Annotated in this window: 18 protein-coding genes; 2 read left to right on the top strand and 16 right to left on the bottom strand. The window is 39.3% G+C overall.

Features of this window, described 5'->3' with window-relative positions; translation table 11 throughout:
- Positions 1 to 7 precede the first annotated feature (7 nt).
- From LI164_RS07925 to LI164_RS07850, 16 genes are all read right to left on the bottom strand, one after another.
- The gene (locus LI164_RS07925) at positions 8 to 514 is read right to left on the bottom strand and encodes a nitroreductase family protein (protein ID WP_117606009.1); all 507 of its coding nucleotides are present in this window, start codon (positions 512 to 514) and stop codon (positions 8 to 10) included.
- 44 nt (positions 515 to 558) lie between these two features.
- Positions 559 to 2,151, bottom strand: coding sequence for a hypothetical protein (locus tag LI164_RS07920; RefSeq protein ID WP_117682953.1), 1,593 nt, complete (start codon positions 2,149 to 2,151; stop codon positions 559 to 561).
- Positions 2,152 to 2,380: 229 nt separating this feature from the next.
- Positions 2,381 to 3,355, bottom strand: a complete 975-nt coding sequence (locus LI164_RS07915) for a calcium/sodium antiporter (RefSeq protein ID WP_117657840.1) — start codon at positions 3,353 to 3,355, stop codon at positions 2,381 to 2,383.
- 71 nt (positions 3,356 to 3,426) lie between these two features.
- A complete protein-coding gene (cobA, locus tag LI164_RS07910; protein ID WP_227086973.1) occupies positions 3,427 to 4,908 on the bottom strand; it encodes a uroporphyrinogen-III C-methyltransferase in 1,482 nt (493 codons plus the stop codon).
- A 1-nt stretch (position 4,909) separates the two neighbouring features.
- Entirely contained in the window at positions 4,910 to 5,842 is a 933-nt protein-coding gene (hemC, locus tag LI164_RS07905; protein ID WP_117606013.1) for a hydroxymethylbilane synthase, read from the bottom strand.
- 2 nt (positions 5,843 to 5,844) lie between these two features.
- The gene (locus LI164_RS07900) at positions 5,845 to 6,468 is read right to left on the bottom strand and encodes a bifunctional precorrin-2 dehydrogenase/sirohydrochlorin ferrochelatase (protein ID WP_227086972.1); all 624 of its coding nucleotides are present in this window, start codon (positions 6,466 to 6,468) and stop codon (positions 5,845 to 5,847) included.
- Entirely contained in the window at positions 6,437 to 7,027 is a 591-nt protein-coding gene (locus LI164_RS07895; RefSeq protein ID WP_117606014.1) for a biotin transporter BioY, read from the bottom strand. Before LI164_RS07895 ends, LI164_RS07900 begins: the two co-directional genes overlap by 32 nt.
- A gap of 22 nt (positions 7,028 to 7,049) precedes the next feature.
- Positions 7,050 to 7,481, bottom strand: a complete 432-nt coding sequence (locus tag LI164_RS07890; RefSeq protein WP_005335368.1) for a M67 family metallopeptidase — start codon at positions 7,479 to 7,481, stop codon at positions 7,050 to 7,052.
- Between the two features lie 26 nt (positions 7,482 to 7,507).
- Positions 7,508 to 8,347, bottom strand: a complete 840-nt coding sequence (locus tag LI164_RS07885) for a molybdopterin-synthase adenylyltransferase MoeB (RefSeq protein WP_040015646.1) — start codon at positions 8,345 to 8,347, stop codon at positions 7,508 to 7,510.
- Positions 8,347 to 8,553 carry a sulfur carrier protein ThiS gene (gene thiS / locus LI164_RS07880; protein WP_040015645.1) on the bottom strand — a complete coding sequence of 69 codons (207 nt, stop codon included), beginning with the start codon at positions 8,551 to 8,553 and terminating at the stop codon, positions 8,347 to 8,349. The genes LI164_RS07885 and thiS overlap by 1 nt, the downstream gene beginning before the upstream one ends.
- Before the next feature lie 25 nt (positions 8,554 to 8,578).
- Positions 8,579 to 8,896 carry a co-chaperone YbbN gene (locus LI164_RS07875; protein ID WP_117650493.1) on the bottom strand — a complete coding sequence of 106 codons (318 nt, stop codon included), beginning with the start codon at positions 8,894 to 8,896 and terminating at the stop codon, positions 8,579 to 8,581.
- Between the two features lies 1 nt (position 8,897).
- Complete coding sequence (locus LI164_RS07870) at positions 8,898 to 9,143, bottom strand: sulfurtransferase TusA family protein (RefSeq protein WP_005340819.1); 246 nt, start codon at positions 9,141 to 9,143, stop codon at positions 8,898 to 8,900.
- Between the two features lie 50 nt (positions 9,144 to 9,193).
- Positions 9,194 to 10,063, bottom strand: a complete 870-nt coding sequence (locus LI164_RS07865) for a 4Fe-4S binding protein (protein WP_147567451.1) — start codon at positions 10,061 to 10,063, stop codon at positions 9,194 to 9,196.
- Positions 10,047 to 10,466, bottom strand: a complete 420-nt coding sequence (locus LI164_RS07860; protein WP_173790390.1) for a PLP-dependent transferase — start codon at positions 10,464 to 10,466, stop codon at positions 10,047 to 10,049. The genes LI164_RS07865 and LI164_RS07860 overlap by 17 nt, the downstream gene beginning before the upstream one ends.
- 189 nt (positions 10,467 to 10,655) lie before the next feature.
- Positions 10,656 to 11,312 carry an ECF transporter S component gene (locus tag LI164_RS07855; protein ID WP_005335357.1) on the bottom strand — a complete coding sequence of 219 codons (657 nt, stop codon included), beginning with the start codon at positions 11,310 to 11,312 and terminating at the stop codon, positions 10,656 to 10,658.
- A 125-nt stretch (positions 11,313 to 11,437) separates the two neighbouring features.
- The gene (locus LI164_RS07850; RefSeq protein ID WP_227086971.1) at positions 11,438 to 12,070 is read right to left on the bottom strand and encodes a hypothetical protein; all 633 of its coding nucleotides are present in this window, start codon (positions 12,068 to 12,070) and stop codon (positions 11,438 to 11,440) included.
- 374 nt (positions 12,071 to 12,444) lie between these two features.
- Here LI164_RS07850 and coaBC point away from each other — a divergent pair, with 374 nt between their 5' ends.
- Positions 12,445 to 13,650, top strand: a complete 1,206-nt coding sequence (gene coaBC / locus LI164_RS07845; RefSeq protein ID WP_147567453.1) for a bifunctional phosphopantothenoylcysteine decarboxylase/phosphopantothenate--cysteine ligase CoaBC — start codon at positions 12,445 to 12,447, stop codon at positions 13,648 to 13,650.
- Between the two features lie 305 nt (positions 13,651 to 13,955).
- Positions 13,956 to 14,717: an IclR family transcriptional regulator gene (locus LI164_RS07840; protein ID WP_147567454.1), complete on the top strand. Its 762-nt coding sequence runs from the start codon at positions 13,956 to 13,958 to the stop codon at positions 14,715 to 14,717.
- Positions 14,718 to 14,810 lie beyond the last annotated feature (93 nt).

Here is a 14,810-nt window from a genome sequence, read left to right as displayed (position 1 = left end):
TTTCACCTTATTCCTCCGGTGCCATAAAATGTATTCTCTCCGGATCGAATCTGTCCTGCTGTGGTCTTTCCTCTGCCGGATATCCCATCGCAAATAAGGAAAATACTTTTACATTTTCCGGAAGATCCAGCATCTTGTGTACAAGTTCCATTCTCTCTTCAATCGGAGCTATTCCGATCCAGACTCCGCCAAGTCCGATTTCATCTGTCTCCAGCCAGATATTCTGCTGTGCAATAGAAAGGTCTATCTCTGCATAAGACGGTGCAACTAATCCTTCTGTCCGATATACTGGTACAATTACGACCGGTGCCCCTGCTGCACATTTGGAATATGGGGTTGCAGTAGACAATTCCTGTATCTTCTCTTTATCTGTCACTACATAGAACTCCCATGGCTGCTGGTTGCACGCACTCGGCGCCTGCATCCCGGCTTTTAAAACCTGCACGATTTTTTCTTTCTCTATCGGTCTGTCCTCGAATTTTCTAACACTGATTCTGTGAAAAATACTACTCATCATTCTAATCTCCTTCTTTTCTATTATCTTTTATCCTCTCACACTTACCATGTTGTCTTGTGTTCATCTGTCACTTCCAGTGTATCAGGATTTACCAGATAAAAATCAACTAACTGTGTATCATATGTTCCACCCGGATACTTTTTCTCCAGAACATACTCATCACAGTATGTTCCATTGTCATCTGTCTTTTCTCTATTATAATACAGACCGTATTCGACACTTACCTGATTTCCGTCTTTCGTCTCCTGCCCTGTACTGACAATAACATACGTCTCTCCTTTTGCGTTACTGCCGTAAGTGAATTCCGGATTTTCTAATGCATTTGTCTCAATCAGATAATTATAGACTGCCTGCATTCCATTTCTCATTCTTAACCATTCATCACTTTCATATGGTTCTGTATTATCCTGTGAATCACTATTTCCTGTATCAGAATCTGCACTTTCTGCATCGTTGTCTGTCTGGTCATTATTTTCTGTATTGTCCGGATCGGAAGCGTCTGGCTGTTCATTTGTAAATGTATCATCTTTTGTCGGTACATATATTTTTTTCATAATAAATGGATTATTCGTTACATACTCTGCTGTATAAGCATTATAACCCATATTACTCCAGCTGACTTCCAGATAGGTGTATCCATTTTCTTTTCTCGTGACGGTTTCCTTATCATCCAGTCCCAGAAATACATCCAGAAAATTAATAAATAGCAATATCAGCCCTGCAATTGCAATTACTGCACATATGATAAATTTCACAACTTTTTGGATCCATACAGGCGATGTAATATTCAGGTGTCTGTGCAGCCAGATAATTCCCAAAATTAACATTACAAACAGTCCCATATTTACCACTATAAGCGAAATTGCAGAAAATACATATCGAATTTCATATCCTGCACCCCGGTTAATTCCATATGCAGTTCCTAAGAACCAAAATGTGTATGCCAGGAAGATCGTAACTACGAAAGCAAGACCTGGGTATTCTTTTTTGACAGGTTTAATTTGTTCCAGACACGCTGTCATCTGCTCCAGATCATTCATCTGAATCCAGTTTTCCACCAATTCGGAAGCCGGGTAATTTCCTGTATCATCTTTGATGCCTGTATACCGTATCTTTGCTTTTTCTGTTTCCTCTTCATTGTCTTCAAAAGAAGCTATAATGATTCTTAAGAAATAAATTAGTTTCATTTCTTTCGCTTTACATTTTTCGATATGCATTGCATCTAATGCCTGTGTTGCTTGTTCATACTGCTTCATCTTGACAAGAATAATTGCATTATTCAGAAGCGCCTGATTTGCCAGAATTGGATTTTTCCAGTATTTGTGATGGTACAGATACAGGTTAAAGTCATGTCGTTCTTCCAGAGACATTTTACATGCGTGCTTTCTGACATAAGACGCATAGCATATGGTAAAACCCCAGGAAAAAACCAAAATTGCCAGTAACCAGCACAAAAATCCATTTATTTCCAGCAAATCATAACGAAACTCCAGATATGCTGCTATAAAAAGAATTACGAAGCTCACTATCATAATCAGCCATCGGATATAGCTGTTCTTTTTCGCCTTTCTTCTCCCCACTTCATTCCAACTGTACTCATCTTCTTTAAAATCATGTACATGATAAATATTCATACATTTTCACTCCTCTTTACAATCATAAATTCTGCCTGCTCTACAACACGATTTTTCAATCACAGCTCTATCTGTAAAAAATATTATTCTTTCTGTACTTTCTGTATGCTTTCTAGTTTATAGAGAAAATATCCCAGACATTCACACATCTGAGACATCTGCCATTCATTTATTCTGTTAACCTTTTAATCCTGCTTGATTCTTCTCTTTGCAACTTTACCTGCAAGTTTTATCGCATGCATATATATACCATATATACTGCATACATGCATAACATAGCAATGCCTTCTTTTCGGTTAATGACTTTTGAAGTCCACGCAAATACAAGAACTGCACTACTCATTATGATCAGTATAAGAGTGTCCACAATATTGTCCATCAGAAATCCTACCGGACTGATTGCTGCTGCAATTCCAAGCACAAGTAAAATGTTAAAAATGTTAGAACCTATTACATTTCCAAGCGCCATATCAACTTCGTTCTTTCTCGCTGCAACAATGGAGGTCACAAGCTCTGGAAGACTTGTTCCAAGTGCAACGATTGTAAGTCCGATCAGTGTCTGGCTAAGTCCGAATGACAATGCAATATCCGATGCACTGTTAACAACAAAATCACCTCCGAATTTAATTGCGATCATCCCTCCAACAATAAAGAGTATGCTTTTCCACATTGGAATAATTCTGATTTCATCTTCTACATACTCTCCGGATTCTTTCATCAGCTCGTCCTCTTTGTGCACTGCTCTTGCTTTCTTTACGGAATTGATCATCCAGACAAGATAACCTGCGAAAAGAATTAAAAAGACCATTCCATCGATATGTCCCAACTTCATTCCCACATATCCCAGTGCAATCAACAAAACTGAACAGATAATCGATAATGGAAATTCTTTTACAAGCGTATCTTTTTTTATTGTAAGCGGGGCAAATAAAGCACATGCTCCACATACGACCATAAGATTAAAAATGTTCGATCCGACAACATTGCTGACCGCAAGTGTATTATTCCCGGCAAGTGATGCTGTTACACTGACCGCACATTCCGGAAGGCTCGTTCCCATTGCTACAATTGTCATACCGATAATCATGGAAGGGATGTAGAGTCGTTTTGCCACTGATGAACTTCCTTCTACGAAATAATCTGCTCCTTTCATCAAAAGTGCAAATCCTATAACAAGAATGATGATTGATTTTACAAGTTCCATTCATCTGTCTCCTTCATCTTAATTTATTTTGGCTACCATTATACCTCAATTGTATGAAAGAAACAACCGACTTATTTTTTTGTTATCAAAGAAACAACTGACTCATAAGTACTTTCTTCCGACTCGCAAATATTCACTACATTCTTTTTCTTAAGTGCTTCTGTCGTCTTTTTTCCAATAGAATAAGCTCGTTCTACCATTATCTCCTCTGTCAGCATCTGAAAAAAACGTTCCACATTGGACGCACTTGTAAATACAGCTTCTGAAATAACTGTATCTGCAGGCTTTAATATATAATCTTGCTCTGATACATTTACATTTTCATATGCATCTGTTTTTATGACATGGCAAAATTTCTGAAGTTCTCTCTCCAAGTCTTCGGAGGCCTCTTTTGCAGAAAATATACAGACTTTCGTCTGGTCACTGATCTGTTTTTTTAAAGCTTTGGCAAGTCCGGCTCCTGTCTGCTCATCTGGAACTAAATCTGCTTTTATCTGATAGTTCTTTAACTCCTGCTCTGTTGCTTTTCCTACAACTCCAAAACGAATTTTTGCAAGGCATCGGATATCTGTGTCATTGAATTTCATATTATAGAAAAAAGCCCTGACACCATTTCTGCTTGTAAAGAGAATCCAGTCGGAGCTGCTAATTTCTTTTTCAAAATCTGAAATTGGGATTGGTAGAATCTTTCCAACCATGATTGTATCAACATCTGCTCCGAGCTGTTGCAAATCTGTAATCAGCTTATTGAAATGTGTTCGTTCTCCCATAGCTTCAATATATGGTACGGTTATTTTTCTCCCAAATAATGGACGTTTTTCAAAAAAATCCAATTGGTCATTCAGTGAAACAACATTCCCCACAACAATGATTGCCGGAGATTCCAGTTTTGCACATTTTACTTTATATCCGATACTCTCCAATGTTCCGATACATTTTTTCTGCGTAGCCAGTGTTCCGTTGGATATCACTGCTGCCGGAGTATCCGGTCTTCTTCCAGCTCTTATCAGTTCTTCTGCAATATGTTCTACATGTGCAAGTCCCATCAGAAATACACAAGTCATGGATTCATCGGTAAGCAGCGTATAATCAATCTGCGCTTCTTCATCTTTTTTGCTGTGAGCTGTAATGACCTGAAACCCTTTTGCAATCCCTCTGTGCGTAATTGGAATTCCTGCGTCTGCCAATGCTGCTACGACAGAACTAACTCCTGGTACGACTTCTATATCAATCTTTTTTTTCCGAAGATATAATGCTTCTTCACCGCCTCTTCCAAAGACGTAGGGATCACCACCTTTTAGCCGTACGACCAAACTGTATTCTCTGGATTTTTTATATAATAATTCATTGATCGCATCTTGCTTCATGATATGCTTGTGATTTTCTTTTCCTACATAAATGCACTCACAGCCATGCTTTGCCATTCCAAGCAGTTCCGGCGATGCAAGTCTGTCATAGATGATACAGTCTGCCTCTTCTATATATTTTTTCCCTTTTATCGTGAGCAGACCGGTATCTCCTGCCCCTGCTCCAACTAATATAACTTTACCCATTTTATTCTTCATGACTTAATTGTATTTGAATTTTTTCTACTGCTTCTCTGGCAATCTGTCTGCAGATTTCATCTATCTGTGATGAATCTTCTATTTTATTTAAAACTGCAGATTCCACCTTTGTATATACCAGTTTTTTCCCATCCTCCGTTCCAAACATTGCTCTTAATATTAGTTTTTCATCCTGTATCTTGCAATATGCTCCTACCGGAAGATGACAGCTTCCTCCAATTTGTTTCAAAAATTGTCTTTCTGCTTTTACACATATATCTGTTTCCTGATCAGACAATCTATTTAGTTTTCTGATTAATTGTATATTATCTGCTTTTACTTCCAGAGCAAGTGTCCCCTGGGCCGGGGCCGGAATCATCTGATCCGGCTCAAGATAGCAGGTAATCTCTTGCTCTCTTCCTAGTCTGTTAATACCTGCTGCGGCAAGTACAATTCCATCCATCTCTTCTTCCTGCATTTTTCGAATCCTTGTATCTACATTTCCACGGATCCCAACTATGTTAAGATCAGGGCGGATTTTCAGAAGCTGATACTTTCTACGCTTGCTTCCCGTTCCGATCACAGCTCCTTTCGGAAGGTCGTCCACAGACACTGCCTCTCTCAAGATCAGAACATCTCTTGGATCTTCCCGCTTCCATGCCTTTGCAAATATTAATCCATCTGCCGTTGTATCTGGCATGTCTTTCATAGAGTGTACTGCAAGATGAATCTTCTCTTCCAAAAGTTCTTCCTCAATTTCTTTTACAAATATGCCCTTTGATCCAATCTGGTCAAGCCGGCTTTTCTGATCCATATCTCCGGTCGTTTTTATGATTACTACATCAAATTCATCTTCCGGAAATGCACTTTTTAATTTTTCAATAACCTGCTTTGTCTGGGCAAGCGCCAGCTTTGATCCTCTTGTTCCTACCCGGTATCTCATATCTACTCCTGTGGCAATTCTCCATTTTCAATGGCTGTATTTACTATTTCTTTAAATATTTCTTTTCGTTTTTCTTCTGTGTCATACTTTTCTATCACACGCTTTCTGATCTTCCCCATATATTCATTCAATTCTCCAAGAAATGGTGTCAGGATCTCCTTTTCCTGACTTTTTAAATATTGTGCCAGCACAGGGCTGTTTCCACCACTCGAAAATGCTGCAATAAGATTTTTTTCTTTTATATATGAAGAAAAGATAAAGCTGCAGTCCTCTTTCTGGTCCACAGCATTTACCATAATTCCTTTTGAATTACAGATTCCCACAATATGGTGATTCAATTCTTTATCATCTGTTGCAGCGATCACCATAAACATATTATCACAATCTGCATCTTCAAAACACTTTTTTTGTAATTCTAATTGATTACTTTTTTTTGCAATTTCATAGATTTTATCGCAGATATTCTCTCCAACTACAACCACTCTGGCTTCAAAATCCAGAAGTACTTTTACTTTCCGGTATGCCACCATCCCTCCGCCGACCACCAGGCACAGCTGATCCTTCAAGTTCACAAACATAGGAAAATACGCCATATTACACCACTTTCCGATCCATACTATACTCATGCATCATCCCAAGAAATACTGGACGGAGCTTTAAAGAAAATGCTGTCGCCAATACACATAATATAAAATCCGGTGCAATCGTAATCAGACAATATTCCACAACTACAACGCTCCAACTCACAGGAGTTGCTGCATAAAAATTATTTATACAATAAAAGTAAATTGCTCCAATCGTATAATAAGTCACCAGTCCCGCAACTGATGCCATTAAGAACATTCCCTTATGATTTTTTCCTACTTTTTCTGTAATAGTACCAATGACAAATGCTGCCAGTATAAAACCAAGTAAGAATCCAAACCCTGGTCTGAAAATGTATGCAGGTCCACCTCCTGCAGCAAATACCGGAACTCCGACAAGTCCAATGCTAAGATACACGATCACACTTACCGTTGCAAGTTTTGCACCAAGCAGAAAACCTGCCATCAACACAAAAAACCATTGAAATGTAAAGTGCATGGTGTACATTGGCAATGGTATATCAACTTTTATAAATGCACCGATTGCGATCAAAGCTGCAAACAGTGCACAGGTTGTCAATTCTTTCGTTTTTAATTTCATTTTTTATTCCTTTTTACTATACTTAGAAATAATATTCATCTGAATAAATTCGCAAATCCTCTTTTTCCACCTGACCATTTTCTATATGGAAAGAATTCAACACTGGATTTTCTGCCATAAATGATATGATCATATAGCTGGCATTGGAATCAAATGCAAGTTTGATATCCTCCTGCGACGGTCTGGACGGACTGGATGGATGTGAATGCCAGTTACCAAGTGGTTTTAATCCATTCGCCCTCATATCTTTGATTGCTGACAGTTGTTCTTTCGGATCCAGTGTAAAATGATCCTCTGCATGATCAACATTTGTCAGGTAATAAACTTTTTCAATTAAACGACCATTTTCATCTTCGCTTCCTGCGATCAGTCCGCAGGCTTCTTCTGGAAGATGCCCGGTTGCATACCGGGCAATCTCATCAAGAAGTGTATATTTCATTCTTATAATTGCCATACTTATACCTCTTCACTGATTACAAATTACTCTTCTTTTCTTGGTGCATCAAATCTGCCTGCTGTCTCCTCACATACTTCCTGTTCGTAATCAATCGGCTCAAGAATTGTCGGGTGATCTCCGCACACTGCACAGTTATGAGTATCTTTTGGAAGCTTAATTTTATGAAATTCCATCGTCAGAGCGTCAAAAGTAAGCAGCGCACCTGTCAATAAATCTCCAACTCCCAGCAAATATTTGATTGCTTCCATAGCTTGAAGGGAACCAATGACTCCACCCATAGCTCCAATGACACCTGCCTGCTTGCAGGTTGGAACTGCATCCTTCGGTGGTGGATTTTTAAATACACATCTGTAACATGGTCCTTCTCCCGGAACATATGTCATAAGCTGACCTTTAAAGCGGATAATTCCTGCATGTGAAAATGGTTTTTTCTCCAGTACACATGCATCGTTAATCAAGAATTTTGCCGGAAAATTATCTGTTCCGTCAATAATAAAATCATAATCCCGGATCAGTTCTCTGATATTCGTAGAATCCACGAACATGCGGTATGTATTGACTGTAACGTCCGGATTCATGGCATTCATTGTCTCTTTTGCCGATCTGACCTTTGCTTTTCCTACATCTGCTGTTGTATGGATAATCTGTCTCTGAAGATTGGACAGATCAACTTCGTCTGCATCTACAATTCCGATTGTTCCAACTCCTGCTGCTGCAAGGTACATAGCTGCCGGAGCTCCAAGACCACCGGCTCCAATAATCAGAACTTTCCCTTTCAGCAACTTCTTCTGACCTTTTGCGCCTACTTCTTTTAGAATAATATGGCGGGAATAACGTTCAATCTGTTCATCTGTCATTGCCATTAACATCCACCTCCCATGAAATAAAGAAATTCTACAACGTCTCCTTCTTTTAATACGGTTGTCTCTTTCTCATCTGAAGGAACAAACTCTTCATTAATAGATACCGTTATATACTCTGGCATCTCTACATTTTCCTGCGCGATTAACTCCGGTAATGTCAGATTATCCTTTACTTCTTTCTTTTCTCCTGAAACTACAATTATCATAATGCCTTCCTCCTGACCCATATTATTACAGTAAAGCTTCCACCCAGGTCTTAAGCTCTGCCAGAGTGTGTGCTCCTATTTTTCGATCTAATACTTCTGCATTTTTTACAAAGAGAAGGGTTGGATTCGCTGCTATCTGATATTCTTTTGCCAGCTCTTTATCAAAATTGGTATTCACCTTATATACATATAACTTTCCTTCATAATCATCTTCTACATCTCCCAATGCCGGTGCAAGCTTTTTACATGCTATGCAGGAATCAGAATAAAAATCTACGATGACCGGAAGATCACTCTTTAAAACTTTCTCTTCAAAATCATCCTTGTTGATCCGTACTGCCATATTATTCTTCTACCTTTCTGACATACAGTGTATAAGTTCCGTCCGCATTATCCTCAAGCTTTAAGATTTTATGTCCTTCTTCTTTCATACTTCTTGGAACATTCTGAACAGGCTCTCCGTCATTCATTCGAATTGCAAGGACTTCACCATCATCCAGCTCTTCAATTGCTACTTTAGCTTTTACAAATGTGAGTGGGCAAACCTTATCTGTAATATCTACCTGGTCGTCAAATTGTATTTCTGCCATGCTCTTTCTCTCCTTTTCGATTCTTATCGCCATTTTGTTTGTTAGTACACCTATCTACCTTCGTAAGCAGCCTGAACCTCTTTTTTGAATTCTTCCTTTCCGACTCTCTCAAGTGTCAGTCGGAAACGCTCACCTGCATTTGCATGCTTTTCAAAAAATGAAATAGCCGCATCTGTGACTCTGAAAAGAGTTTCTTTATCACGGATGATCGGAACAATCTGTTCACCTTTATAAATCTTATTTCCAAATAATCCACCAAAGGAAACGATATACCCCGGCTCTCCGCCCCACGCATCTGTTGGACAGCTCTTTACACATCGTGCACAGTTATTACATTTTTCTCTATCGATGACAATTTTTCCATCTTCCATGCGAAGTGCTCCTTCGCGACAGGCTTTTACACACACACCACATTGGATACAGTTATCATGATTGCACTCAACTGTCATGCCTCCTTTGATTCCAACATCGTTCTCCTCTGCTTTCAGGCAGTTGTTCTGGCAGCCTGTAACACCAAATTTGAATTTATGAGGAAGTTCTCTTCCAAAATATCTTGCATCTAATTCCTTTGCCAGTGTATAAGTATCAATGCAGCCACTTGGACAGATAGCTGCGCCCTGACAGGCTGTGATCGTACGGACTCTCGGTCCACAGACACCTGTTCCAACTCCACCTTTTGCAAGCTCTTCTTTTACTTCATTGATATCTTCTACTTTTATAAATGGAATCTCAATTCCCTGTCTGGAAGTCATATGCACATATCCATGTCCATACTTTTCAGCCACCTCTGCAACTGTCTTTATATTTTCAGCAGTCAGATTTCCTCCCACAACTGCAAGTCTTAAGGAAAAACATCCTTTCTGCTTTTGTCTCATAAATCCACCTTTTTTTAATGCAGCATAATCAACCTTTTCTGCCATTTTCATTCTCCTCCTGTACCTTGTTCCTGATTAGTCTCTGATTTTTGAGCGTCTTTGTATCTCCTATGTTGGAAATGATATACGGGATTGTAAGACTGTCAATAAATTTAAATGCCTTTTCTTTACTTCCTACGCGAAGTGTAAGAATTGCGCCATATCCATGTTCAAACTGTTCTTTTGTAACATGATGCCAGGAACTACTTTCCAGTCCCGGATAATTTACTATTATATCAGAATAATTCTCTGCAATCCAGTGTGCAAGTTCCAGTGCATTTTGGCACTCACGTTCCATTCTAAGTCCAAGTGTTTCAATACCGATCAGATTCAGATATGCATTGACCGGAGAAAGGCATGCCCCTGTATTTCTAAAAATCCCATTCCGAAGTTTTGCTACAAAAGCCATCGGTCCATTTTTGTTGTAATTCCAAAATTGTCCTGTCCTCTTTTTTAATTTTTTTGTGCAATATTTTGAATATCCCTTCCTGTAATACCATCACAGACCATTCCCAGATTCGTAATTCTAACAATATTGAAAATTATACAAACGCCCCACGGAAATTACCGTGGGGCGTATTAGTGCTTATTTATGTGTTTATTTTGCTGTCTGTGCGTCAATAAATGAAAAATTCATTCTTTTTAATACCTGGATCAGCACTTTTCCGATTGCAAGCACCAGTACCGCTGCTGCAATTGCTTCCGGAATACCAGATGCTGTAACAGTTCCCATAACAAGTCCCCATACAGCGCTTATTGCTACATCCTTTGCCTGTGCATACTGCTGTGCAAATAACAGATAAATACTTCCCATAACTGTGATCGTATTCACCATAGATCCGACGAATCCAACGATTGGAAGTGCAATGATCTGATTCACTTTCAGTTTGTTAAAGAGAATCCATAACCATCCGGCTGCGATTCCAATCAACATACGGCATCCTACAGAAATCCAGATTGCCTTGATTGCTCCCGGAATTCCAGTAGTGCTCATGAACGGAGAAAATGCAAAAGACAAAAGGGTTGGTGCCATTGTGTTGCTCACCAGTGAACATACACCAAACACAAATCCAAGAATTGCCCCTGCTGACGGTCCCAACAGAATTGCTCCGATGATTACCGGGATGTGTACGGTTGTCGCCTTAATAATTGGAAGCTGGATCATTCCAAGCGGTGTGTTCGCCAGAAGAATGACAATTGCTGCCATAAGTGCAACACTGACCATCCACTGAGTGTCGTGTTTTTTTGTTTTCATTATTCAATTACCTCCTTGTTATCATTCCTGCCATGCAGGATACAATACAATTACCGAGTAATTATAACATCTGTTCTACTATAGATACAAGTATTAAATTAAGTACATTTCTTTTCAAGAAGAATCTATACATCATAGTCGGCAATACAGGAAGACAATGTCTTGATGACCGTATCAATATCATCCGGTGTCTCCTCTTCTCCAATCCACTCAACTGTACAGGCAAACACATCGCCGTCTGATAATTCTACCCAAACACGATAACCACTCAACTCTTCCATATTATAGGAAAAATAATTCCACATTTTCCCATTGTATTCACTGCTCTGTGTATCCATTTCCGGAATCGTGTCATCAGAATTTGCGGTATACAGATATTGTACTTCTTCCTTCATATCACTTTCTACAGTGGAAACATCTGTATTCCTAAGAGTCATCACATATTGCAGACTGCTGCCATCTACATTTCCAATACGTTCAAATGCTCTTGCCGTGTCCGAAGAAAAGTCTGTCTCAGAACACCCTTTTGGTGCAGATACTTTTATAGTCCATACATCGTCCTCCGAAGATAACTCGTACATCTTATTGTCTGCCTCTTTCGTCTGAGTATCACTTTTATCATTATCTTTAGAATTGTCTGCATTCTGGCTTTGTTCCGTCTTCGCATCTGCCTGATTATCATCCTTTTCTTTATTGCCACACGCTGCGCTAGAAACACTTAACGTTAATATCATCAAAAATACCGCTGCTTTTTTCATATTCTTTTCTCCTCTCTCTAATTCAAGAATGCCTGATATTCCAGAACTGTTTCACTAATTTTAACATTTTCGCAAAAAAAAGTCATCCCTTTATGTCTCCTCATCTTGCAAGAGACTGCCAAACACGCTATAGTTGAAATATAAAGATGCCAGGGTCAAAAGGTCTAAATCCACATGAGCTTGCTCATAAGTGGATGAAAGACCTTGGGATCCGCCCCAATATGAGCCTAAAAGTGGGATGACAATCCCACGATATGCGAATAATTGGGAGGATTGTGGGAGTGCAAAGCACGGAACAATCCGTAGGCATCATAGTTGGGGCTTTTGCCCCCAACATCAATATAAATCATACAAAGAGAAAGAGGTTTATTTCTATGATGTTAAAAGATAAAACCATTCTATTAGGTGTTACCGGTGGGATTGCTGCATATAAAAGTGCCATGCTTGCCAGCCGTCTTGTAAAGACCGGTGCCTGTGTTCATGTTATTATGACCCAGAATGCCACTAATTTTATTAATCCAATCACATTTGAAACGTTGACGCGCAATAAATGTATTGTAGATACTTTCGACCGCAATTTTGAATTCAAAGTAGAACACGTTGCTCTTGCTCAGAAAGCAGACGTCATCATGGTTGCTCCGGCAACTGCAAATGTAATTGCAAAACTTGCACACGGACTGGCTGATGATATGCTCACTACAACTATTCTCGCAAGCAAAGCTCCTAAGATTATTGCTCCTGCCATGAATACAGGAATGTATGAGAATCCTGTCACTCAGGACAATCTAAAGCTTCTTGAAAAATATGGCATGGAGGTCATCACTCCGGCAAATGGCTGGCTTGCCTGTGGTGATGTCGGTGCCGGAAAGATGCCGGAACCAGAAGATTTATTCGAATATATTTTAAAATGTATAGCATGTAAAAAAGACTTGCGTGGGAAAAAGGTTCTGGTCACCGCCGGTCCTACTCAGGAGGCAATCGATCCGGTGCGTTATATCACCAATCATTCCTCCGGGAAAATGGGCTACAGCCTCGCGAAAGCGTGTATGCTTCGCGGTGCAGATGTAACTTTAGTCACAGGTAAAACTGCTCTTACTCCACCGCCATTTATAACGACCGTCCCTGTCATCTCTGCTAAAGATATGTACGAAGAGGTTACTGCAAGAAGTGCCGGTATGGACATGATCTTCAAAGCTGCCGCTGTTGCTGATTACCGGCCAGTCCACATAGCTGATGAGAAAATCAAAAAATCGGATTCTTCCACTTCCATTGAGCTGGAACGTACAGATGATATTTTAAAATATCTTGGAGAACATAAAACTCCCGGTCAATTCCTCTGCGGCTTCTCTATGGAAACGGAAAATATGCTGGAGAATTCCAGAAAGAAGCTGAAAAAAAAGAACCTTGACATGGTTGTTGCAAATAATCTGAAAGTTGCCGGAGCTGGATTTGAGACGGACACCAATATTGTCACAATGATTACAGATACAGAAGTCCTGGAACTTCCAATTATGAATAAAGAAGAGGTTGCATTCCACATTATCGACCAGATTTTATCTATGCAGAACACTGACAGATAACAACCCATGAAGACAATTTAAGCAGTCTTATTTTGAATAAATAGCATTCTTGAAAGTGAACAGGCAGTCCAAAAGGACTGCCTGTTCTGATGATGATATATAATTACTTATGGGGTTATATGTTTGGTTTCACATTATGAAATCTATTTTCATATCGTGAACCTTTCTTTACTTTGAATTATACACGAACTCATAAAAAAGTCAAGTTTTTTTTGCTCTTTCTTCTATATCATGCTACAATAGATGACAGACAGTGAGGAACTCTGTTATCCCACTGTAAATAGTTTTATCTAAGGAGTATAACATTGAGTGAGAAAAATCCAATCCAGGTCTCTGACCGAATTTTCCGGACTATTGAACTGCTTGCCAAATCCGGACCTTCCGGTCTTCTTGATATCAGTAATGAACTGGAATTAAATAAAAGTACTGTCCATCGCATTTTAAATTCCTTAATTTGCATGGACTATGTAAAACAAGATCCGGATACTTCCAAGTACAGTCTTACCTTTAAGATCTGCAGTCTTTCTAATCAGGTTCTTTCACATAACAGTCTCATTGATATTGCAAGACCTTACATTCAGGATCTTGCTGAACAGACCGGCGAAACTGTTCATCTCGTACAGATGGAAGGAATCAACGCTGTATATATCGATAAAGTAGAAGCACCACATAATTCTGTTCGTATGGTATCTATGGTCGGAAAAACAATCCCTCTTTACTGTTCCGGTGTCGGTAAGGCAATTCTTGCTGATATGGATGATGACCAGATCCGTCAGATTTGGGAACAGAGCGAATTACACACTTATACAGCCAATACCGTTACTAACTACAATACCTTTTTAGAGGTCATCGGTGCAATTCGTAACAACGGATATTCCATGGATAATGAGGAGATGGAAATCGGAGTCCGGTGCATTGCTGTATCCCTTGGCTGTGTACACCACAAATTGCCATATGCTATCAGCATCTCTGCTCCAAAGGACCGCATGAAAGATAAGCAAATTACCCAATATAAAAAGCTTCTATTAAATACTAAGAAGCAGTTACTGGCTGAATTGGGACAGTAACCTTTTAATTGAACAGAGCGAATTATCAATAGATTTTTATCATGAATCATTGTAGAGAATAAGAAATGCCAGATAACGATATATTTCCTAGAA

The organism is Dorea sp. 210702-DFI.3.125 (assembly GCF_020560945.1).
Taxonomy (GTDB): Bacteria; Bacillota; Clostridia; order Lachnospirales; family Lachnospiraceae; genus Dorea; species Dorea formicigenerans.
This window is presented reverse-complemented; position numbering and strand designations above follow the sequence as displayed.